Source organism: Mesorhizobium sp. M0491 (assembly GCF_040321265.1).
Taxonomy (GTDB): Bacteria; Pseudomonadota; Alphaproteobacteria; order Rhizobiales; family Rhizobiaceae; genus Mesorhizobium.
In genome coordinates, this window is record NZ_JAMYRE010000039.1 from 16,150 (window position 1) to 37,857 (window position 21,708).

General features: G+C 63.7%; 25 protein-coding genes and 1 pseudogene. 6 read left to right on the forward strand and 20 right to left on the reverse strand.

The genetic code is table 11. The features are described 5' to 3' along the window. Positions 1-114 precede the first annotated feature (114 nt). Together NKI69_RS31980 and NKI69_RS31985 are read right to left on the reverse strand one after the other, a co-directional pair. A complete protein-coding gene (locus tag NKI69_RS31980) occupies positions 115-471 on the reverse strand; it encodes a YciI family protein (protein ID WP_352723302.1) in 357 nt (118 codons plus the stop codon). Beyond that, entirely contained in the window at positions 468-689 is a 222-nt protein-coding gene (locus NKI69_RS31985) for a hypothetical protein (protein ID WP_027037411.1), read from the reverse strand. The genes NKI69_RS31980 and NKI69_RS31985 overlap by 4 nt, the downstream gene beginning before the upstream one ends. A gap of 220 nt (positions 690-909) precedes the next feature. Between NKI69_RS31985 and NKI69_RS31990 the strand changes: the two genes are divergently transcribed. Further along, positions 910-1,335: an OsmC family protein gene (locus NKI69_RS31990; protein WP_128304244.1), complete on the forward strand. Its 426-nt coding sequence runs from the start codon at positions 910-912 to the stop codon at positions 1,333-1,335. Positions 1,336-1,391: 56 nt separating this feature from the next. Here NKI69_RS31990 and NKI69_RS31995 read toward each other — a convergent pair whose 3' ends face one another. From NKI69_RS31995 to NKI69_RS32020, 6 genes are all read right to left on the reverse strand, one after another. Continuing rightward, a complete protein-coding gene (locus NKI69_RS31995) occupies positions 1,392-2,021 on the reverse strand; it encodes a YceH family protein (RefSeq protein ID WP_352723303.1) in 630 nt (209 codons plus the stop codon). A 33-nt stretch (positions 2,022-2,054) separates the two neighbouring features. Then, entirely contained in the window at positions 2,055-2,834 is a 780-nt protein-coding gene (locus NKI69_RS32000) for a succinate dehydrogenase iron-sulfur subunit (RefSeq protein ID WP_013528877.1), read from the reverse strand. A 9-nt stretch (positions 2,835-2,843) separates the two neighbouring features. After that, entirely contained in the window at positions 2,844-4,679 is a 1,836-nt protein-coding gene (sdhA, locus tag NKI69_RS32005) for a succinate dehydrogenase flavoprotein subunit (RefSeq protein ID WP_352723304.1), read from the reverse strand. A 1-nt stretch (position 4,680) separates the two neighbouring features. Beyond that, the gene (sdhD, locus tag NKI69_RS32010; RefSeq protein ID WP_352613007.1) at positions 4,681-5,076 is read right to left on the reverse strand and encodes a succinate dehydrogenase, hydrophobic membrane anchor protein; all 396 of its coding nucleotides are present in this window, start codon (positions 5,074-5,076) and stop codon (positions 4,681-4,683) included. Positions 5,077-5,078: 2 nt separating this feature from the next. After that, complete coding sequence (sdhC, locus tag NKI69_RS32015) at positions 5,079-5,498, reverse strand: succinate dehydrogenase, cytochrome b556 subunit (RefSeq protein ID WP_352723305.1); 420 nt, start codon at positions 5,496-5,498, stop codon at positions 5,079-5,081. A 260-nt stretch (positions 5,499-5,758) separates the two neighbouring features. Next, on the reverse strand, positions 5,759-6,187 hold the full coding sequence (locus tag NKI69_RS32020; protein WP_023811256.1) for a hypothetical protein: 429 nt from the start codon (positions 6,185-6,187) through the stop codon (positions 5,759-5,761). A gap of 263 nt (positions 6,188-6,450) precedes the next feature. Here NKI69_RS32020 and NKI69_RS32025 point away from each other — a divergent pair, with 263 nt between their 5' ends. Continuing rightward, a complete protein-coding gene (locus tag NKI69_RS32025) occupies positions 6,451-6,813 on the forward strand; it encodes a hypothetical protein (protein WP_023811258.1) in 363 nt (120 codons plus the stop codon). 62 nt (positions 6,814-6,875) lie between these two features. Here NKI69_RS32025 and NKI69_RS32030 read toward each other — a convergent pair whose 3' ends face one another. Beyond that, positions 6,876-8,093, reverse strand: a complete 1,218-nt coding sequence (locus NKI69_RS32030) for a GGDEF domain-containing protein (RefSeq protein WP_023811259.1) — start codon at positions 8,091-8,093, stop codon at positions 6,876-6,878. 75 nt (positions 8,094-8,168) lie between these two features. Then, a complete protein-coding gene (locus NKI69_RS32035) occupies positions 8,169-9,365 on the reverse strand; it encodes a GGDEF domain-containing protein (RefSeq protein ID WP_023811260.1) in 1,197 nt (398 codons plus the stop codon). 159 nt (positions 9,366-9,524) lie between these two features. Between NKI69_RS32035 and NKI69_RS32040 the strand changes: the two genes are divergently transcribed. Beyond that, positions 9,525-9,842: a hypothetical protein gene (locus NKI69_RS32040; RefSeq protein ID WP_023811261.1), complete on the forward strand. Its 318-nt coding sequence runs from the start codon at positions 9,525-9,527 to the stop codon at positions 9,840-9,842. 39 nt (positions 9,843-9,881) lie between these two features. Here NKI69_RS32040 and leuC read toward each other — a convergent pair whose 3' ends face one another. From leuC to rplS, 7 genes are all read right to left on the reverse strand, one after another. Further along, complete coding sequence (leuC, locus tag NKI69_RS32045; RefSeq protein ID WP_352723306.1) at positions 9,882-11,291, reverse strand: 3-isopropylmalate dehydratase large subunit; 1,410 nt, start codon at positions 11,289-11,291, stop codon at positions 9,882-9,884. A 271-nt stretch (positions 11,292-11,562) separates the two neighbouring features. Continuing rightward, positions 11,563-12,198: a class I SAM-dependent DNA methyltransferase gene (locus NKI69_RS32050; RefSeq protein WP_352723308.1), complete on the reverse strand. Its 636-nt coding sequence runs from the start codon at positions 12,196-12,198 to the stop codon at positions 11,563-11,565. Positions 12,199-12,252: 54 nt separating this feature from the next. Then, positions 12,253-13,065, reverse strand: coding sequence for an amino acid ABC transporter permease (locus NKI69_RS32055; protein WP_128304253.1), 813 nt, complete (start codon positions 13,063-13,065; stop codon positions 12,253-12,255). 210 nt (positions 13,066-13,275) lie between these two features. After that, complete coding sequence (locus NKI69_RS32060) at positions 13,276-14,073, reverse strand: transporter substrate-binding domain-containing protein (RefSeq protein WP_352442070.1); 798 nt, start codon at positions 14,071-14,073, stop codon at positions 13,276-13,278. Between the two features lie 175 nt (positions 14,074-14,248). After that, entirely contained in the window at positions 14,249-14,752 is a 504-nt protein-coding gene (locus NKI69_RS32065; protein ID WP_352723310.1) for a MarR family winged helix-turn-helix transcriptional regulator, read from the reverse strand. Then, positions 14,749-15,183: an organic hydroperoxide resistance protein gene (locus tag NKI69_RS32070; RefSeq protein WP_023811268.1), complete on the reverse strand. Its 435-nt coding sequence runs from the start codon at positions 15,181-15,183 to the stop codon at positions 14,749-14,751. Before NKI69_RS32070 ends, NKI69_RS32065 begins: the two co-directional genes overlap by 4 nt. Positions 15,184-15,323: 140 nt before the next feature. Further along, on the reverse strand, positions 15,324-15,872 hold the full coding sequence (gene rplS / locus NKI69_RS32075) for a 50S ribosomal protein L19 (protein ID WP_023811269.1): 549 nt from the start codon (positions 15,870-15,872) through the stop codon (positions 15,324-15,326). Between the two features lie 328 nt (positions 15,873-16,200). On the opposite strand from rplS, the gene NKI69_RS32080 reads away from it, so the two are divergent. Continuing rightward, on the forward strand, positions 16,201-16,953 hold the full coding sequence (locus NKI69_RS32080) for a sulfite exporter TauE/SafE family protein (protein WP_352723311.1): 753 nt from the start codon (positions 16,201-16,203) through the stop codon (positions 16,951-16,953). Here the strand turns inward: NKI69_RS32080 and trmD are convergent. Together trmD and rimM are read right to left on the reverse strand one after the other, a co-directional pair. After that, a complete protein-coding gene (gene trmD, locus NKI69_RS32085) occupies positions 16,935-17,639 on the reverse strand; it encodes a tRNA (guanosine(37)-N1)-methyltransferase TrmD (RefSeq protein ID WP_352723312.1) in 705 nt (234 codons plus the stop codon). The two genes, NKI69_RS32080 and trmD, sit on opposite strands and share 19 nt — an antisense overlap. Beyond that, complete coding sequence (rimM, locus tag NKI69_RS32090; RefSeq protein WP_023811273.1) at positions 17,636-18,235, reverse strand: ribosome maturation factor RimM; 600 nt, start codon at positions 18,233-18,235, stop codon at positions 17,636-17,638. The genes trmD and rimM overlap by 4 nt, the downstream gene beginning before the upstream one ends. A 194-nt stretch (positions 18,236-18,429) precedes the next feature. On the opposite strand from rimM, the gene NKI69_RS32095 reads away from it, so the two are divergent. Then, positions 18,430-19,368 carry a tyrosine recombinase XerC gene (locus tag NKI69_RS32095; protein WP_352677512.1) on the forward strand — a complete coding sequence of 313 codons (939 nt, stop codon included), beginning with the start codon at positions 18,430-18,432 and terminating at the stop codon, positions 19,366-19,368. 123 nt (positions 19,369-19,491) lie between these two features. Further along, positions 19,492-20,562, forward strand: a complete 1,071-nt coding sequence (locus tag NKI69_RS32100) for a TraB/GumN family protein (protein ID WP_023811275.1) — start codon at positions 19,492-19,494, stop codon at positions 20,560-20,562. 2 nt (positions 20,563-20,564) lie between these two features. On the opposite strand, the pseudogene NKI69_RS32105 reads toward NKI69_RS32100, so the two are convergent. Then, positions 20,565-21,039: pseudogene (locus tag NKI69_RS32105) on the reverse strand (DUF2867 domain-containing protein). Between the last annotated feature and the right edge of the window lie 669 nt (positions 21,040-21,708).

Genomic DNA, 21,708 nt, shown 5'->3' on the forward strand with positions numbered 1-21,708 from the left:
CGATAGGAGAACTCTCGCCTTGCTTCAACACGCAAAAGTTGCGCACGAAATGAACCAGGACGATCGTTCAGTCGAACGCCTTGGTTTCCACGTGGCTGTAGCACATGGCGGGGGCTATGACCCCGGCACATCGTAGATCGCCCGCACCTCGATGGTGCCTATTTCGGCCAGCGGGATCTCGCCGGCGATCTCCAGCGCCTGGTCGAGATTGTCGGCCTCGATCAAGACGAAGCCGAGCAACTGCTCCTTGGTATCGGCGAACGGGCCGTCGGTGATCAGCGGCTTGCCCTGGCGTCGCCGCACCGTCTTCGACGTCTTCACCGATTGCAGCGCCTGCGCGACGATCAGCATCCCACGCTGATCCAATGACCGGTCATGAGCCATCGAATCGGCATCGAGCTTGGCCAGACGCTCCGGCGTCATGGCATGGAGGTCGTTTTCCTCGCCATAGACCAGACAGACATATTTCATTTCCATCTCCCTTGCTGTGACGAACCATAGGCGATCACGGTATCGGTTGAGTCCTTGCCGGCAGCGACATGGTCGAGAAGGCTGACCGCGATGCCGATAATGGCAATTGCCGCAAGCAGCCGGCCGAAGCCGGAGGGCGGCACCTGCAGCGGGTCGCTTTCCCCGAGATCAGCCCTTCGGCCGGTGCTTGTCCAATGGGCGGAAAACAGATTGTTCATGCGAACCTCCATCGGCCACGAGAATCCGTGGCCGCCCGCAGGACGGTCGGGGCCGGTGCAAGTCGACATTTTTGCACGCACATTTTTCAAAAAAGATTCGATGAGACCCGCCGTCGCCGCATGCGCGCGCAAAACAGCGCGGTGGTCTTCCCGCGCGCCCGCGCTATAGTTGGGAGGAACGCCGCCTGGCCGGCGCCACCGCTGCAATAAGGAGGAATTCATGGACCGCACCGCAAACGCCGTCTGGAAAGGCAATCTGAAAGAGGGCACGGGCACGCTCGACACCCAGAGCGGGACCCTGAAGGGCACGCCCTATTCGTTCAAGGCGCGCTTCGAGGACGAGAGCGGCAAATCCGGCACCAACCCTGAAGAGCTGATCGCGGCGGCGCATGCGGGCTGCTTTGCCATGCAGTTCTCGCATTTCCTGGCCGAGAACGGCACGCCTGCCACCGAACTCGACGCCAAGGCCGTGGTGACGCTGGTTCCCGGCACGGGGATCACCGGCAGCGCCCTCACCGTGGTCGGCAAGGTCCCGGGCATCGATGCGGCGAAATTCACGGAGCTGGCCGAGAAGGCCAAGGCCGGCTGCCCGGTCTCGAAGGCGCTCGGCGCCATAAACGTGTCGCTCGACGCCAAGCTCGGCTGAGAACGCTGCATCCGGTGTGAAGACCCGGCGCGAACGCTCAGGCGCGCGCCGGGGACCTATGCTCCCAGCGCGTCCAGCCGGGCACGCAATGCGGCGACTTCCTGCTCCAACGCCTCCAACCGCGCCTCCAGGTCGGAAGCGGGCAGGACCGATGCACTTCGCTGCGCCGAAAGGACGGTAACGTCTACCGGGCCGCTCAGCAGATGTACGTAGCGGTCCTCGCGCTGGCCCGGTCCGCGCGGGATTTCCTGGATGAGTGGCGGCCGACGGCCGATCAGCATGTCGAGCTCGGCGCGCAGATCTTCGATCGACGAAAACCGCGCCATGCGCTCGGTGCGCGCCGACAATTCATGGACCGTCTGCGGCCCGCGCAGCAACAGCAGGGCGATCAAAGCGGTCTGCGGCGTGGTCAGCGAGAAGCGCTGCGCCATCTGGTGCTCGTAGCGCTCGACACGCGAGCCGAACATCTGCCGCACCAGTCCCTTTTGTTCGAGCAGCTTCAGCCCCCGGTGCACCTCGGTCTGCTCCAGCGCCATCACCGGCTCGCGCGCCGTCTTCTGGTTGGCGGCGGCCAGTGCCGCGTTGAGCGTCAGCGGATAGACATCCGGCGTCAGCTCCTTCTTCTCGATCAGGCAGCCGAGTATGCGCGCTTCGACGGGGGAGAGAGTGGGAAGGTCATCGCTCATTGGATTTGCTTTCGCCGGCAACCGACCGCCAGCCTAAACCCTTCTCTCCACCATCATCTTCTTGATCTCGGCGATCGCCTTGGCCGGGTTGAGGCCCTTGGGGCAGGTCTGCGCGCAGTTCATGATGGTGTGGCAGCGATAGAGCCGGAACGGATCTTCGAGGTTGTCGAGCCGCTCGCCGGTGGCCTCGTCGCGGCTATCGATCAGCCAGCGATAGGCCTGCAAGAGCGTTGCCGGACCGAGATAGCGGTCGCCGTTCCACCAATAGCTCGGGCACGAGGTCGAGCAGCAGGCGCACAATATGCATTCGTAGAGCCCGTCGAGCTTCTCGCGGTCCTCATGGCTCTGCAGCCACTCCTTGGCCGGCTCCGGCGATACCGTCTTCAGCCAGGGCTGGATCGACGCGTGCTGGGCGTAGAAATTGGTGAGGTCCGGCACAAGGTCCTTGACCACCTGCATATGCGGCAGCGGGTAGACTTTTACCGCGCCGGAAATGTCGTCGCAGCCCTTGGTGCAGGCCAGCGTGTTGGAACCGTCGATGTTCATGGCGCAGGAGCCGCAAATGCCTTCGCGGCAGGAACGCCGCAAGGTCAGCGTCGGGTCGATCTTGTTCTTGATCCACAGCAGCGCGTCGAGCACCATCGGCCCGCAATCGTCCATGTCGACGAAATAGGTGTCGATGCGCGGGTTCTCGTCATCGTCCGGCGACCAGCGATAGATGCGGTACTCCCGCAGATTGGTGGCGCCCTCGGGCTTGGGCCAGGTCTTTCCCGGCTTGATCTGCGAATTCTTGGGGAGCGTGAGTTCAACCATGTTCGATCCTCAATACACTCTGGCCTTGGGCGCGATCTTGGCGAGGCTGATGCCGCCGTCCTTTTCAGCCAGCTGCGGCTCGGTGTGCACCGGCCGGTAGGAGAGGGCCACCTTGCCGTCTTCGCTCAGCCTGGCCAGCGTATGCTTGCGCCAGACCGCGTCGTCGCGCGCCGAAAAGTCCTCGCGTGCGTGTGCTCCACGGCTCTCCTTGCGCGCCTCGGCGCTGTAGACCGTGGTGATGGCATTGGCCATCAGGTTTTCCAGCTCCAGCGTCTCGACCAGATCGGAGTTCCAGATCATCGAGCGGTCGGACACTTTGATGTCCTTCAACTCGCCCCAGAGCTGCGAAATGCGCTTGCAGCCGCTCTCCAGCGATTCCTGCGTGCGGAACACCGCCGCGTCTTCCTGCATCGCCTTCTGCATCTTCTCGCGCAGCACCGCTGTCGGCGTCGAGCCGTTGGCGTGGCGGAGCCGGTCGAAGCGGTCCATGATCTTTTCGACCGAGGCTTCGTTGGGCGAAGGGATCGCCGACTTGCGGTCGATGACCTGGCCGGCGCGGATCGCGGCCGCGCGGCCGAACACCACAAGATCGATCAGCGAATTCGAACCGAGCCGATTGGCGCCATGCACGGAGGCACAGCCGGCTTCGCCGACAGCCATCAATCCGGGCGACACCTGGTCTGGATTGAGCGCCGTCGGATTGAGCACCTCGCCCCAGTAATTGGTCGGCACGCCGCCCATATTGTAGTGGACCGTGGGCAGCACCGGGATCGGCTCCTTGGTCAGGTCGACGCCGGCAAAGATCTTGGCCGATTCCGAAATGCCCGGCAGCCGCTCGTGCAGGACGGCGGGATCGAGATGGTCGAGATGCAGGAAGATGTGGTCCTTGTTCTTGCCGACGCCGCGACCCTCGCGGATTTCCAGCGTCATGCAGCGCGAGACGACGTCGCGCGAGGCAAGGTCCTTGGCCGACGGCGCGTAGCGCTCCATGAAGCGCTCGCCCTCGGAGTTGACGAGATAGCCGCCCTCGCCGCGTGCGCCCTCGGTGATCAGGCAGCCGGCGCCATAGATGCCGGTCGGGTGGAATTGCACGAACTCCATGTCCTGCAGCGGAAAGCCGGCACGCGCTGCCATGCCGCCGCCGTCGCCGGTGCAGGTGTGCGCCGAGGTGGCCGAGAAATAGGTGCGGCCATAGCCGCCGGTCGCCAGCACCACCATCTTGGCGGAGAAACGGTGGATGGTGCCGTCATCGAGGTTCCAGGCGACGACGCCGGTGCAGGTGCCGTCCGGCTCTATGATCAGGTCGAGCGCGAAATACTCGATGAAGAACTGCGCGTTGTTCTTCAGCGACTGGCCGTAGAGCGTATGGAGGATGGCGTGGCCGGTGCGGTCGGCGGCGGCACAGGTGCGCTGCACCGGCGGGCCGTCGCCATAGTTCATCATGTGGCCGCCGAACGGCCGCTGGTAGATCTTGCCCTCTTCGGTGCGCGAAAACGGCACGCCGTAATGTTCGAGTTCGTAGACCGCGGCCGGCGCTTCGCGCACCAGATATTCCATGGCGTCGACATCGCCCAGCCAGTCCGAGCCCTTGACGGTGTCGTACATGTGCCACTGCCAGGAATCGGGACCCATGTTGGACAGCGAGGCGGCAATGCCGCCTTGCGCCGCCACCGTGTGCGAGCGGGTCGGGAACACCTTGCTGATGCAGGCGGTGCGCAGGCCCTGTTCGGCCATGCCGAGCGTGGCGCGCAGGCCGGCGCCGCCGGCGCCAACGACCACCACGTCAAACTTGTGGTCGACATAAGTGTAGCCAGCGCTGTTGGCTTGTGTCGCGTCCTTGGCCAACTCAGCCTCCGAATGTCAGCTTGAGCAGGGCGAAGATCGAGGCGACGCCGACCGCTATGGGAAAAAATGTATTGAGCGCGATCAGCGCCAGCTTCATGCCTTCGCCATGCACGTAATCCTCGATGATCACCTGCATGCCGATCCGCATATGGATGAGCCCGGAGATGAGCACCAGGGCCATCACCAGCGCCACGAACGGGTTGGCAAGAGCTGCCCGCACATGTGCGTAGTCGGCGCCGTTGAGCGCGATCAGGAAGCCGACGAAGAACAGGATCAGCGGGATGTTGGCGATCGCGGTCAGGCGCTGGCGCCAGAAATGCCCGGTGCCCTCGCGGGCGGAGCCGAGGCCGCGGACCCTCGCCAGCGGCGTGCGCATGTCGGTGTTTTTGCCGCTCATGATCAGGCTCCCCGCGCCATAGTGCCGGCGATCCAGATCAGCAGCGTGAGCAGGATCGAGCCGGCCAGCGTCGCCCAGGCGATCTTCGAGGCGGTATGCTTCTCCAGGCCCGCGCCGGTGTCCCAGATCAGATGGCGCACGCCACCCAGCATATGGTGCATCAGCGCCCAGGTGTAGCCGAACAGGATGAGCCGGCCGAGCCAGGTGCCGAAGGCCCAATTGGCCCAATCGAAAGTCGCCTGCGAGCTTGCCGCCGCCATCAGCCACAGGGCGACCAGCAGCGTGCCGAAATACAGCGCGCCACCGGTGATGCGGTGAATGATCGACATCGTCATGGTGATCGGCGGCCGGTACACGGTGAGGTGCGGCGAAATCGGCCGTTCACGTCTGACAAATTCGCGGGTGGCTGGTGATTTGCTCATGGCTCCCCCAGTTCGGCGTCTCTCTGGAGCCTCAGGTGGAAATGCGGCATTGCCGCTTCCGGTTGCGACTTCGGACAGCCGGTTTCTAATGCTCTTTTTGCACCGCGTCAAAGCCAGAAAACCGTTTCGAAAACGTAATTTAGTCTGACTAAAAGGCCGGCTTGGGCTTCAATCGATTAGGCCGGGAGGCCCGAAGCCGGCTCGATATCGCTGCAGTGCAACATGTCTGACCCAAGGGCCCAGCGGTGTTGAGATTGGCGTCAGCGTTTGCAGGTCTGCGGCGTCGACCCCTTCTTCATCACCAACGCCTCGCGTCCGTCGATCACGATTGCGTCATGCGTGACCGCCTGGTAGCGGCTGCTCTGGTTGGCGGGCGACGCCGCAAACTCCTCGGTCGCGCCGTCGGACCCGACCACACGCAACGATGTACCGAGATTTTGGATAGAAATCATACCGTTGTTGCCGCATCTGTAGGTGGCCGCGCCTATGCCGGACCGAGGCGCGGTAAGGTCGGTGATGATCTTGGTTGCAGCTGCCGGAGGCGCCGCGGCTGCGACGGACTGCTGAGCCGGTGCAGGTGAGACGACCACGGTATTGGCCGCCTTCGGCGCGCTGTCCTGCGGCACACAGCCAGCGGCGATCCCGAGCAACGGGAAAACGGACACCCAATTCGGCCGGCGTAGCGCCATATGCTGTCCTCCCGCGCGGCAAACCAGCCGCGATGCTTTGCCAAGATCAAGGTCATCCCGACGCCGAGACGGACACCAGCCGCGATGGTGCGGCCGAGCATGGCCGAATGATGGCCAACGGGTTTTCCATCCAGTCGGATATTAACGGATATTAACCATGTTTACCGAGACATTGCCGCCAAACGCACCGGCCTCTTAACAAAGGTTAAGAAAACGTTAATTTCTGATTCGAGGAGGCTTTCCCTCAAGACACGGAGGACGCCATGCGTTCGAATTCGGGCAGATCGCGCCTTGCGGCGCTCATCGTGACGGCGTCGGCCGTCGGCCTTGCAGCGCCAGCGCTTGCAGGCGCGCGGCATCAGGATCGCGTCTACGCCGATTCCTTCGGCAACCTCGTCGTCGACAGCGCCGCTGGCTACAAGCGCATCATCGTCGGCGAAGGCAGGCTGGCCAAGCAGCTTTCCGACTACACCAGCGCCGGCCAGCCCAAGGTGATCTACGAGAACGAAGCCGACGAAATCAGCGGATACAGCGATTGCTACCGGCCGCCGGTGCTGGTGAAGGGCCGCTCCTATATGTACGGTCTCTCCGACGGCGAGATGCCCGAGCTCAGCCCCTGCCGCTAGACTCTTTGTCTGGACGCAATTCCCAAGGGAAGGCGCCATGCGCTTTTCCCGGGAAAACCGTTTCACACTTTTCCTGAAATTGCTCTGGCTTCCATTCCGGCTGACGACCAATTGCCGGCAGGCCCGGCGGAGACGCGCACGCAATCGCGCCCGGCATTCTTCGCCTGATAGAGCGCCTGGTCGGCGCGCCGCATCAGATCGGCAAAGTCTTCGCTCGGATGAAGTTCGGCGACGCCGAAGCTCGCGGTGCAGCGGTTGTCAGCCGGCAGCCCGTCGATGGGCAGCCCGCCAAAGGCGCTGCGCGTGCCCTCGGCGAACAGCCGGGCCGCGGCAAGGTTGGTTCCCGGCAGGATGATGGCGAACTCCTCGCCGCCGATGCGGCCGGCAACGTGATGCGCGGCGGCGGCTTCGCGCAGGAAGCCTGCAAAAATCTCGATCACCCGGTCGCCTGACGCATGGCCGAAACTGTCGTTGACGCTCTTGAAATGATCGAGGTCGGCAATGACCAGCGCGACCGGCACGCCTTGCCGCATCGCGCCAAGCACCGCCAGCTCGGCATGGCGGGTGAAGCCGCCGCGGTTGAGCAGGCGCGAAAGCGTGTCCGTCTCCGACTTCGACGTCACTTCGGCAAGCACGTCGCGAACCAGGATGGCCAGCATCAGCAGCGCCAGCGCCAGCGCAAAGACAGTGCCGAGCGATTGCGACACCAGCGCGTAGTTGCTTTGCAGATAGGCCTGCGGATTGGCGCCCCAGCCGCCGAGCGCATGCGCGATGAACGGCTTGGAGGCAAACTGGAGGCCGCTCGCCGCCAGCACGGCCATCAATATGCGATCGAGACGGGCAAGCTTTTGCCTCGATGACCAGACGATGGCCAGCCCGACGAACTGCATGACCGCATAGGGAAGCTGGTAAGCCATGATGCGGATGAGCGACTGGCGAGGCAGGTCCTGCACGAAATACACGGCTATGGTGGTGGCCAACAGGAAAAACAGCATCGGCTTCCAGGGCGGCGCCACGCCGTATTTGCGGGCAAGCCCGCCATTGAACGCAAGCGTGGCGCCAAGGAAGACCGCGAAGGCGGCAACGACCGGGAGCCGCGCGTCGGCAAAAGCGGGAATGGAGAATTCGATGGCCGAATAGGCCATGCCCAGCAGATAGCCAAATGCCAGCCAGCGCGCCGGCGCCCGGCCGACATCGTGGAAGGCGACCGCCATGAAGGATGCCGCCAGCAGGCCGGCAACCGACAGATTGATCAACAGGATGAAGTTGGCGCCGCTCATGTTCTCCCGCACCCGCGCCGACAGCTAATCATCGACGGGCGAAGAAGACGTTAACGCCGTCCCGGCCGGACAGATTCAGCCGGTCTTGAGCGGCTCCGGCAGGAACGCCGTTTCCGGCCGCTCATAGGACAGGCGTACACTGTCGCGGCCGTTCTTCTTGGCTTTGTAGAGCGCATCGTCGGCACGGCGCATCAGCGGCTCCAGCGCCTCGCCACCGCTGCGGGCCGCCACGCCGAAGCTTGCCGTCACCTTCGTTCCCTGGGGAAGCCCGTCGACATGGCCGGCCGAATAGACGGTGCGCACCGCTTCGGCGAACAGCCGCGCCGCCGCAAGATCGCTGAGGGGCAGCAGCACCGCGAATTCCTCGCCGCCGATACGCCCGGCAACACCGCGCGCGCCGGCCGCCGACCGAAGCTTGGCGGCGAAGTCGGCGATCACCCGATCGCCCGCCCCATGCCCATGCACATCGTTGAGCGCCTTGAAATGATCGAGGTCGGCCAGCACTAGCGCGACCGGGAACCGGGCCGAGGCGCAGTGCTGCAAGAGCAGCATGCCTCGCTCCTCGAAGCCACGCCGGTTGAGCAGGCCCGACAGGGGGTCGGTATAGGTCTCGGTCTTCAATGCCTTCAACACGTCGAGTGCCGCGGCGGAAAACAGGCACAGCGCGATGAGCAGCGAGAGCAGAGCGTGCGACAGCAGCGCCGTCGTCCAGTAGGACGAGCCATAGAACCCGTCATAGCTGGCGAAGGGCCCATGCGCGATGACGACGGCAAGGGTGCGCACGAAGAAATTGACGCCCGACAGCAGCGACAGCACGAACAGGATTTTTTCGGTCGGGCCGTTGTTGCGTACCGGGCGCAGTTCGGCGGCAACCAGAAGGCTGATGCCGCCGAATGCGAAATTCATCGCCAGGATGCGCCAGGTGAGATCCGGCGCGACGAACAGGAACCAGCATAACGACGCCAGGCCGCCGCCCGCCAACACGGCGATTCCCACAGAGGGCACCTTGCGGCCATAACGGTGGATGACGGCGCTGGACAGGCAGCAGGCAGCGATGGTGAAGCAGATGTTCGACGTAAGCTTGGTCAGCGGCATCCCGATGGGCAAGGTGAAATACTGGAGCAGGAAGCCAGCCGCCGAGAGACTGTAGCTGATCGCCAGAACGGCCAGATAGGGGCGGTGGCGCTGATAGGACCATAGCACAAGGAACGCCGCGCCGAGCGCCAGCGCGATCGTCGGGTTGAGCAGCGCAATGAGCAGACCCGTGTCCAACCGACTGTGACTTCCCCTGGCTTACGTCAGGGAAGAGCTTAGAGGGCAAGCCCAAACAAGCGGTTAAGCCATGCGGCAAGCAGGACCGCCGCCTCAAAATAATGTCAGGGAACCGCAGTCCCCAGTCAGCGTTCCTCCGTTCACAATCTGGAGCGACCCATGGCCGACACGATCACACTGACCGACCACGATGCGATCCGCTCATGGGCTGCCGGGCGCGCCGGCTTTCCCGCAATCGTCGACATATCGCCGGAGGCGGGGACGCAGCCCATGTTGAGGCTGGTCTTCGGCCAGCACGCCTATCAGGATCAGGACCAGCCTGAACGGCCGCTCAATGCGGGAGGCTATGAACTCGTCGAATGGGACGAATGGTTCAAGCTCTTCGAGGAACAACAGCTTGCGCTTGTGGTCGCCGCCGAACAGCCGGGACGCCGCGAGGAGTTCCACGAACTCGTCCGCCGTGACGGGAAGCTTTGAACCCGAGCCCACGCGGCTCGGGTTCTGTTCAAATCCGGGTTACTTCCACTCGCGTATGTCGACGAAGTGGCCGGCGATCGCCGCCGCCGCCGCCATGGCCGGCGAAACCAGATGGGTGCGGCCCTTGAAACCCTGCCGGCCCTCGAAATTGCGGTTCGAGGTGGAGGCGCAGCGTTCATGCGGCTTCAGCCGGTCGTCGTTCATCGCCAGGCACATCGAACAGCCCGGCTCGCGCCAGTCGAAACCGGCGGCGAGGAAGATCTTGTCGAGACCTTCGGCTTCCGCCTGTTCCTTGACCAGGCCGGAACCCGGCACGATCATCGCATCGACATGCGGGCTGACCGTCTTGCCTTCGACCACCTTGGCGACGGCGCGCAGATCCTCGATGCGGCCATTGGTGCAGGAACCGATGAAGACGCGATCGAGCGTGATGTCGGTGATCTTGGTGCCCGGCGTCAGCCCCATATAGTCGAGCGCGCGCTGCTTGGAGGTGCGCTTGTTTTCATCGGCGATGTCGTCCGGGTTCGGCACGATGCCTTGCACCGACACCACATCCTCGGGCGAGGAGCCCCAGGAGACGATCGGCGGCAGCTTGGCCGCGTCGAGCACGATCACCTTGTCGAAATGCGCGCCTTCGTCGGACTGCAGCGTCTTCCAGTATTCGAGCGCCGCATCCCAGGACGCGCCCTTCGGCGCGCGCGGCTTGTCCTTGACATAGGCGAAGGTCGTCTCGTCGGCGGCGATAAGGCCGGCGCGCGCACCGCCTTCGATCGACATGTTGCAGATCGTCATGCGGCCTTCCATCGACAGCGCACGGATCGCCTCGCCGGCATATTCGATGACATAGCCGGTGCCGCCGGCGGTGCCGATCTCGCCGATGATAGCGAGGATGATGTCCTTGGCGGTGACGCCCTCCGGCAGCTGGCCGTCAACGCGCACCAGCATGTTCTTGGCCTTGCGCTGGATCAGCGTCTGTGTCGCCAGAACATGCTCGACCTCGGACGTGCCGATGCCATGCGCCAGCGCGCCGAAAGCGCCATGCGTCGAGGTGTGGCTGTCGCCGCAGACGATGGTCATGCCGGGCAGAGTAAAGCCCTGCTCCGGACCGATGATGTGGACGATGCCCTGGCGAATATCGTTCTCGGAATAATATTCGACGCCGAAATCCCTGGCGTTCTTGGCCAGCGCCTCGACCTGGATACGGCTTTCCTCGTTCTTGATGCCGAACTTGCGCTCGGGTGAGGTCGAGACATTGTGATCGACCACGGCCAGCGTCTTTTCCGGATGCCGGACTTTACGACCGGTCATGCGCAGGCCTTCGAAGGCCTGCGGGCTGGTCACTTCATGGACCAGGTGGCGGTCGATGTAGAGCAGGCAGGTGCCGTCGTCCTGGCGGTCGACGACATGGTCGTCGAAAATCTTGTCGTAGAGGGTGCGCAGTGCGCTCATGTGCGTAAATCCGTCGATATGAGAATGGGAAAGAGCAGGTGCCGGACCTCCGGCCCGGCGAAAACGACCTGGACAGGTCGGCCTAGGATAGTCGGCTAGTCAGCGCCCCGGACACGCGCGCGAAAAAGCGCGACGGCAGGCGTTTCCTGTCCTGCAGCACGAACCCCTTGTAGGCCGGATCGCCAAAAAGCTCTTCCATGGCGTGGCTCATACCAATGTTTTGGGTTTTCGGCAATTGCGGCGTGTCTTCGCAGAACCCAAACCTCTCCGCTCAAACCACTTCAAACACAAACGTCTTCACCAGCGCTTCGGGCTCGGCGATCGCATAGCAGCGGAACCACGGGCTTTCCTCGACCGGTCGCCATTTCCCAGCTTGCTCCAGTTCATCGAACACGGCTTGAAAGCCGCCACTTTCGAACACCTGGTCACGCACGGTGAAGATGGCATGGCCACCCTTGCGGGTGATGCGCACCAACTCGTGCAGGCCGGATGCCGGCGCATGGCTGATGGTGAACACGCCGGTCGAGAAGAAGGCGCGGAAGTGGCCGTCAGGCCATGGCAACGTGTCGCCCAGCATTGCCTGCTTCAGTTCGCCGTAGGCATTGCGGCTGCCGGCGATCTTCAGCATATCGTGCGAGAGGTCGAGCCCCGCAATGTCGCGGTAACCGAGCGCCTTCAGCGACGGTCCCGACAGGCCGGTGCCGCAGCCGGCATCGAGCAAGGGGCCATCGCCCGCCGGCACATGGCGCGCCACCCAGGCGGTGATCAGGAAAGGCAGGAGGTAGCCGAGCGAGGCGGTCTCGCTGTCATAGGTCGCGGCCCATGCGGCATAGGCCTCTTCAAGCGCTTCCGGCGTGTCGGCCGTGTAGACGGAATCCAGCGCCGCATTGGCTTTGTCGACGATCATGGGACCTCCTCAACGGGAATGCTCGGGGATCGTAATGCTGTCTTCGCCGAAAAACTATTCCTCGTGCTGACGGCGCAGCCGCCGCTCCAGCGCCCTGAGCGCCAGCGACAGTCCGACGGTCAGGATGAGATAGATGTAGGCCGTTAGCGAATAGGTCTCGAAGAAGCGAAAGGAGCCGGCGGCGTAGACCTTGCCCATCTGCGTGATGTCGGCAACGCCGAGCACCGAGACCAGCGAGGAATCCTTGACCAGCGCGACGAAATCATTGCCGAGCGGCGGCAGGATGGTGCGGATTGCCTGTGGGAACACGATCAGCCGGAAGCGCTGAGCGCGGGTCAGCCCAAGCGCCTTCGCCGCCTCGATCTGGCCCTTCTCCACCGACTGGATGCCGGCCCGGAAAACCTCCGAGATGAAAGCCGAATAGCCGATGGTCAGCGCCATGATGGCGCGCCAGAGCAGCGACACGTCGCGCACCAAAAGCTCGCCGAACAGGCCCGCACTTTGCAGCGGCGCGGTCAGCGCGTTCCAAGCCGCGACGAAGGCCGGTGCACCGGCAAAGGCGATCCAGAACAACAGCACCAGGATCGGCACGCCGCGGATGATCTCGACATAAAAGCGCGCGATCTGGCGCAGCCAGCGCGAGCCGGACATTCCCATCAGCGCGATGCCGAGACCCATGGCCGAAGCCAGCACGAAGGCAATCACGGTGACGAAGATGGTGACGCCGATGCCCTTGGCGACCGTGGCGAACACCTGGGTGTAGAGGTTGCTGGTGGCGACGAAGACGGCCACCGCGATCGCGAGGGTTACGGCAACGACGAGCCACCAGGGGAAGTCGGCTTTGGAGGAAGAGCAAGGGACCTGCATCAGAAGGATTGCGCCAAGGCACCCCCCTCTGGCCTGCCGGCCATCTCCCCCGCAAGGAGGGAGATTGGCAGCTTCAATGCCCGCGCCTTTTCTTCAATGCTGGAGGTACGCGAAGGCAGGGCGGACAGCTGATCTCCCCCCTTGCGGGGGAGATGCCCGGCAGGGCAGAGGGGGGTGTTCAAGCGCCGTGTCTGCGTGAGGTTCAGCGAACTACTGCCCCATCTTGTAATCAAGAAACCATTTCTTGTTGAGCGCATCGAGGGTGCCGTCGGCCTTCAGCGCCGCGATGGCCGCGTTGACCGGCTTCACCAGGTCCGAACCCTTCGGAAAGATAAACCCAAAATCCTCGGTACCGAGCGGCCCCCCGATCAGCTTCAATTTGCCCTCGGAGGCGTCGACATAGCCTTTGCCGGCGGTGCCATCGGTCAAAACAACATCGACGTCGCCTGATTTCAGTGCCTGCACGGTCGCGCCGAACGTCTCGAACAGTTTGATGCGCGGGTTCTGCTCATTGCCGTCGAGCACGCTGTAGACGGCGGTGTAGAAGGGCGTGGTGCCGGCCTGCGCGCCGACCAGCCCGTCCTTGAAGGCGCCGAAGGTCTTGGCGTCGGTGAAGCGGCTCTCATCGCCGCGCACCAGCATGAACTGTTCCGAGCGCATATAGGGGTCGGAGAAATCGACCTTCTCCTTGCGGTCGTCCTTGATGGTGATGCCGGTCATGCCAATGTTGTACTGGTTGTCGGAAACCGCCTGGATCATCGCGTCCCAGGAAGTGTTCTGGTACTCGACCGTGAAATTCAGCCGCTTGGCGATCTCGTTCATCGCGTCATATTCCCAGCCGATCTGCTTGCCGGTCTTGGCATCGATGAACTGCAGCGGCGGATAGGCGTTTTCGGTCACAACCACCACCTTTTTGCCGCCGAGGTCGGGCAGCGCCTGCGCGAAGGCGGCAACGGGCACCAGGACGAGGGCAAGCAGGCCTGCCAGCAGCAGTTTCGATTTGGTCATGACACACTCCCGGGAATTGATGACCCGGGCATGGCCGGGCTTGCAGGAAAATCCGGCGCCGACTTTAGCTTTCCGCAAGCGTCATGCAAGACGCTCTGCCGTGTCGCCGGGGGCGAAATCGGATTCCAATGCTCTCAATCGGAAGATTCCGGGAGATCCGTGCCTTGGCCGGCGGTCAGTCAGCCGCCGGTGCCTTGGCGTCCGTCTCGCGCAGCCCAGCAATGAGCTTGGCGAGGATGCGGTGCAGGCCATCCAGTTCGACCGCGCTGAGGCGGGGAAATTGGCAGAGTATCTGGACAGCAACGTCTTTGGCGGGCCCGCGTAGCGACTGTCCCTTGGTTGTCAGCTCCAGAAGCACCCGGCGCTCGTCGGCAGCGTCGCGCCGGCGGGTGATGAAGCCGCCCGCCTCCAGCCGTTTGAGCAGGGGTGTCAGCGTCGCCGAATCGAGACCCAGCACCTCGCCGAGCCCACCCACCGTGCGTGGCGCTCGCTCCCACAGCGCCATCATCGCCAGATATTGCGGATAGGTGAGGCCGAGCGGTTCGAGCAACGGCCGGTAGAGCCGTGTCATCAGCCCGCTAGCCGAATAGAGGGCGAAGCAGATTTGGTCGTCGAGTTTCGGCACCCCGGCGAAATCCGCCGAGGCCTGCGTGGTATCGTCCGTCTGTTTTGTGTTCATGCTGCCTTTGCCGGAAGCGCCTTAGCCGAAAGCGCCACCTCGATGTTGCCCTTGATGGCGTTGGAATAGGGGCAAACCTGGTGCGCCGCCGATACAAGCGCTTCCGCCGCCGCCTGATCAAGACCTTTTGTTTCCGCTGCCAGCGAAACGCCGAGCACAAATCCGCCCTGCGCATTGCTGTGCAGGCTGACATTTGCCGTCACCGAGGCATCCTGCAGCGGCAGTTTCTGCTTGCCGGCGATGAAGCGCATGGCGCTTTCGAAGCAGGCGGCATAGCCGGCGGCGAAAAGCTGTTCGGGATTGGTGGCGCCACCTTTGCCGCCAAGCTCCTTGGGCATGGCAAGATCGAGGCTGAGCAAGCCATCATCGCTCTGGACATGGCCGGCGCGGCCGCCGACGGCGCGGGCTTGGGTAGAATACAATGCAGGCATTTCATTTCTCCATTTAAATCGTGCACGATTGTTTAGTACACGATGTAAATCGAGTCAACCGCCGACTTTTCCGCCAGCCAGCCCCCGGAAACGAAAAAAGGCGGCCGAAGCCGCCTTTTCAAACTTGCTCGCCGAAAAACTTATTCGGCGGTGGCTGCTTCGGCTGCCTTTGCGGCTTCAGCTGCCTCGGCGGCGGCCTTCTTCTCGGCGGCGTCCTGAGCGGCCTTCTCGACGGCCAGAGCCTCGGCGGCTGCCACCTTCTCGGCCTCGATGCGGGCCTTCTCGGCGTTCAGAGCATCGCGCTCCTCGTCGTTCAGCTTGCGGGCGCGCACGCCGGTGTTTTCCGAAATACGGGCCGATTTGCCGCGACGATCGCGCAGGTAGTAGAGCTTGGCGCGACGCACCTTGCCGCGGCGAACGATTTCAACGCCTTCAACCATCGGCGAGTAGACCGGGAACACGCGCTCGACGCCTTCACCGTAGGAAATCTTGCGAACCGTGAAGTTCTCCTGGAAGCCGGCGCCTGCGCGGGCGATGACGACGCCCTCATAGGCCTGGACGCGGGTGCGGGTGCCTTCGGTCACGCGGACCTGGACGCGCACGGTGTCGCCGGGCTGGAATTCGGGAAGCTTGCGCTTGGCTTCGATCTTGGCGGCCTGTTCGGCCTCGAGCTGACGGAGAATATCCATCTCAAAAGTCCACTTCTTGTTCTTCCGACAGTCAGAGCGTCCGACACTCGCCTTGCAGTTCCATTGACCGCTTGGCTATGCCCTTTGTCTCCAAGACATTTGTCTTTGAAACATCAGGCAGGGGCGACTACACCGTCATTGTTGACGGGTCCGGCAGATTCTTTCTGGCCGGTACGGGCGGGCACATACAGCTATTTCGCCGCTTTGTCACGCCTTGGCAGCGCATTTTCTGCTCGCATGGCACCATCGTAATCCTGCCGTGCCGGGTTGCGCCGGTCGTTCAGGCTTTCTAAGCCTGAAATAACACAGTTTTGAGCGGCCGCAATTCATGTCTGTCTTCGATGCCATCCTGCTCTTTCTGGCGGGCTTTCTGTCAGGCGCCGCCAATGCGGTCGCCGGTGGCGGCACCTTCATCACCTTCGGCGCCATGACGTTGGTCGGCCTGCCGCCGATCGTCGCCAACGCCACCTCCTCGGTGACGCAATTTCCAGGCTACATCACCTCGACCCTCGCCTACTCGGCCGATATCAGGCATTTCTGGCGCAGCGCACTGCTGCTGTGCCTGATCTCGGCCGTGGGCGCACTGGCCGGCGCTCTGATCCTTTTGGCGCTCGACAATCCGTCGTTTCGCGCTCTGGTGCCGTGGCTGCTCTTGGCCGCGACAGCCCTGTTCGCCGCCGGCCCCTGGCTGAAACCAGTGCCGAAGCTCGGCCATGAAGCGGCGGTGGGCTCGCTCGCCGGCTCCCTGGCGCAGTTTCTCACCGCCATCTATGGCGGCTTCTTCGGCGCCGGCATGGGCGTGATGATGCTGGCGACGCTCGGCCTCACCCAAGCTGGCGACTATCACCGGCTGAATGCGTTGAAGAACATGCTGGCCATGGTCATCGCCGCTGTCGCGATCGTCGTCTTCGTCTCGGGCGGCGTCGTCGCCTGGCCGCAGGCGATCATCATGATCCCGGGCGGCGCGCTCGGCGGCTATGCCGGCGTCTGGATCGCCAAGCGCGTGCCGCAAAACGCGGTGCGCGGCTTCGTCGTCGCCGTCGGCCTGTTTCTGGCTTTCTATTACTTTTGGAAAGGCTGAGCGGCGGCGCCCAACAAATCAGGACGCCGCTCTTTCGTCAGCGCTTCCGACTGCGCCCGCCGCCATGCGGCGATCTTCTTGTGATTGCCCGAGATCAGCACCTCGGGAATCTCGCGGCCCTCGAACTCCTGCGGCCGCGTATAGTGCGGATGTTCGAGCAGGTCGTTCTCAAAGCTTTCTTCCTCGCCCGACACCGCGTTACCCATCACGCCCGGCAATAACCGCACCACCGCATCGAGCAGAACGAGCGCTGCCGGCTCGCCGCCCGAGAGGATGTAGTCGCCGATCGAGACTTCCTCCAATCCCCGCACGTCGATCACCCGCTGGTCGACGCCCTCGAAACGGCCGCAGACGATGACCGCGCCCGGTCCTGCGGCCAGTTCGCGCACGCGGGCCTGAGTCAGCGGTTTGCCGCGCGGGCTCATCAACAGCCGTGGCCGCGCGTCGCCCGGCGGCGACGTGTGGTCGATGGCTTTCGCCAGCACGTCGGCGCGCATCACCATGCCGGCGCCGCCGCCGGCTGGCGTGTCGTCGACGGTGCGATGACGGTCGGTGGCGAAGTCACGGATCTGGATCGCCTCCAGCGACCACGTGCCGGCCTCGAGCGCCCGGCCGGCCAACGACAGGCCGAGCGCGCCGGGAAACATCTCGGGGTAAAGCGTCAGCACCGAAGCGGAAAAACTCACCGGTTGCCCCCGGCATCGCTCGGTCCGCGCGGCCTGCCCTTCGGATCGAAGTCTTCCTCTCGCGGGCCGTCGCCATCCTCGTCCTCGACAAGTCCGGCCGCCGCCGGGTCGACGCGGACGAAACCCTCGGCGATCGACACTTGTGGCACGGCAGCCTGTGTGAACGGGATCAGCACGCCCTTGCGCCCGCCCAGCGTCACGTCGAGAATGTCGCCGCCGCCGAAATTGTGCACCGCGACCACCTTGCCAAGCACGGCACCCGTGTCGTCGCGGACTTCGAGGCCGACGAGGTCGGCATGGTAGAACTCGTCTTCCTCGCCGTCGTCCGGCAGCATCGAACGGTCGACGAACAGCTCCGTGCCGGCCAGCGCCTCGGCCGCGTTGCGGTCGGCAACGCCCTTGAAGCGGACCACGACGACGGTGTTGGCGGGCCTGATGTCGATGATCTGGAAGGCGCGGCCGTCACGGGCGTAGAGCGGGCCGTAGTCGGCCAGCGCCAGCGGTTCACCGGTGAAGGTCTTCACCCGCAATTCGCCCTTGATGCCATGGGCGGCGCCGATCACGGCCATCTGGACAGGGTTCTGGGGCTTGCTCATGGCGCTTTTACCTTCGTCATCCACGGGCGGAGCAGGCGCGAAGCGACTGCGCAGATTTCAGCCAATCACCAAGGTTTGTGACTTGCCGCCAATCGACGATCTCCTAGCCCCAGCCGGCCATCTTTTCAATGACGGACTCTTCACCGCTTTCTAACCTGCCTGCGAGAAAATGGCGGCGAACTGGATCAGACGCCATGCAGGAATTCCTCATCCCGGCTAAACCCGATCTCCAGGCGGCGCGTGAAAGCTGGCTGAAGATGCTGGCGCGAGAACGTCGGCTGTCGCCTAAGACGGTGGAAGCCTATGAGCGCGACACGCGCCAGTTCCTGCATTTCCTCACCGGCCATTGCGGCGGCTCGCCCGGCATTTCGGACATCGCCGATCTGCGCCCGGCCGACCTGCGCGGCTTCCTCGCTGCGCGGCGCAATGCCGGCGCCGGTGCCCGCACCCTGGGCCGGGGTCTCGCCGGCATCCGCTCGCTGCTGCGTTTCCTCGAGCGGCGCGGCCTTGCCAATGCGGCGGGTGCGGCAGCCCTGCGCGCACCGCGCCAGCCCAAATCGCTGCCCAAGCCGCTGACGGCGAGCGACGCCAAGCATATCGTTTCCATCGAAGGCCAATTGGCGGAAGAACCCTGGATCGCGGCCCGCAACGCCGCTGTGCTGACACTGCTCTACGGCTCCGGCCTGCGCATTTCCGAGGCGCTCGGTCTGGCGGGCGCCGATCTGGCGTCGGCGGACGACACGGTGCTGCGCGTCACCGGCAAGGGCGGCAAGACGCGCCTGGTGCCGGTGCTGCCGGTGGCGCTCAGGGCGATCGCCGAATATCGCCGGCTCTGCCCCTACCATCTCGACCCCAAGGGCCTGCTGTTTCGCGGCGCCCGTGGCGGCCCGCTCAACCCGGCCATCGTCCAGCGCGACATGGCCAAACTGCGCTCGGCGCTCAACCTGCCCGATACCGCGACGCCGCATGCGCTGCGCCATTCCTTCGCCACGCATCTGCTCGGCCGCGGCGGTGACTTGCGCACCATCCAGGAACTGCTCGGCCACGCCAGCCTGTCGACGACGCAAATCTACACCGGCGTCGACACCGCGAGGCTGCTCGAAATCTACGAATCAGCCCATCCACGGGCATGAACCCTTCAATTTCGCAGTACCAATTAACCGTTTTGCCGCTTTTCGGTTCTAGAACTGACCATGATCCCGAAAAGTGGGACCCGGTTTTCGGAAAAGATCATGGTCAAACATGAAGACAGAACCATGAAACGCGTCATCGCCATCGCCGACCGTGCAGCTTCCGTGTCGCTGAAGCTGCTCGTCGCACTCAATGTTCTGTTCTTCCTGTCGTTCCTCGCCGTGCTGCTGTTCGCGGCCGGCAAGGCGCATGCCGGAATCCCGACCTGCACCGGCGCCGACATGCTGTCGGCCTTGCAGAAGAACGATCCGGCGACCTACCGCAAGATCGAAGCGGAAGCCGCAGCGACACCGAACGGCAAGGGCCTGTTGTGGAAGCTGGAAAAGCCCGGCGAGAAGCCGTCCTTCCTGTTCGGCACCATGCATATGACCGACCCGCGTGTCACCACGCTGCCTCCCGACGCGCAGAAAGCCTATGACGCCGCCGGCACCATCGTCATCGAAACCACCGACGTGCTCGACAAGCAGAAGATGATGGTCGCGATGCTCCAGGAGCCGGACCTGATGATGTTCACTGATTCGACGACGCTGGCGTCGCTGCTGTCGCCCGACGATGCGGCGGCCATGAACGCCGCGCTCGACGCACGCGGCATTCCTCCGGCAACGGTTGCCAAGATGAAGCCGTGGATGCTCTCGGCCATGATGGCACTGCCGGCCTGCGAGCTGGCCCGCCAGTCAGGCGGCGCCCCGGTGCTCGATGTCAGGCTGGCCCAAGGTGCGAAGGCTTCCGGCAAGCCGGTGGAAGGATTGGAGACGGCTGAAAGCCAGCTGCGGGCCATGGCCTCGCTGCCGCTGGCGTTTCACATGAAGGGTCTCGTCGACACGCTGAAGCTCGGCGATAAGATCAACGACATCAACGAAACCATGATCGTGCTCTACCAGCGCGGCGACACCGGCATGTTCTGGCCGCTGTTTCGCGTGGCCATGCCCGATGGCACGGACGACCCCGCGGGCTATGCGGCGTTCGAGGAAACCATGATCACCAGCCGCAACAAGGTGATGGTCGAGCATGCCGAACCGATCCTTGCCAGGGGCAACGTCTTCATGGCGGTCGGCGCCCTCCACCTTCCCGGTCCCGAAGGCCTCGTCGAGGATTTCCGCAAGGCCGGTTACACCGTCACGCCTGTAGGCCTGTAACCTTATCTGATCTGGGCCAGCATCGCCGGAACGACGATCCGGTGGAACGGCATGATGATCGCGAGATAGGCGCGCCCGAGCCAATTGTGCGTCTTGACGATCGTCGTCGCGGCCAATTCCTGCCGGCCCATGCCGAGATCCCTGACTTCGACCAGGACCCGGAAATCGAGATGTCGGTCGTCCAGGCCAAGCACAACCTTGCCGGGAAACTGGCTGATGAGCGGAAATATCCCGATCCGGCCCGACGGCAACACCGCAGCTTCCAGGCCCGTCTTCAGCCCGGAACGGCCTGACGGCAAGGTTGCGCAGCGCCATGAGCCTGCCGATCCAGGGCGGTGTTCGCCCCAAGGCGCGTTCCGCCGCGCCGAGTGCGGTTAAAGAAAGACCTTCAGTGACCAGCACATAGCGGTCGGCGAACTGGGCTCCGGCGAGAGCATCGCAGTGATTCGGGACAACCTGCGCTAACGGATTTGTCACGGCAAAATCCTCTGATTCGAGCTTAACAGACGCAAACTTGGCGCGCTGCGGGGCGAAACGACGCCGTTCAGGCTGCGGAAAGGCAGGATTGTCCTTGTTTTTGGCGTTTTCCAACCCTAGCGTGAAACCAGTTCAATGATTGCGCGTTGAATGGTGTTGATTGATATTTTTCATCCACGGAGGACACTTTTATGGCGAACGCACCGAATCCAAACGATCCGTTCAATCCCAACACCACCAACACCACCATCAAACAGAGCGGTGGCGGCGGTAGTGGCTGGCTGATTGCGCTGGTCGTCGTTATTCTGGCGGTTGTCGCGTATTATGTTTTCGGAAGAAGTGGTGAGCACCCGGCACCAGCCGAGCCGCCGGCGGCCAGCACACCGGCCCCCGCGCCCGCACCGGCAGAACCGATGAAGCCAGCCGAACCGGCGCCTGCACCTGCACCTGCACCTGCACCTGCCCCTGCAGAACCGGCCCCGGCCCCGGCCCCAGCGCCCGCACCGGCTCCAGCGCCGGCTCCTGCCGCACCGGCCAACTGATCGGTTCGATATCAAATACGAACGGCCCGCTGAAAGCGGGCCGTTTTGGTTAGTGGTGTCACCGTGCCTTCGTGCTACAACGGGGTTTACCCGCGGTGGCGGAGGCATTGGGGGTTTTTGTGGGGTT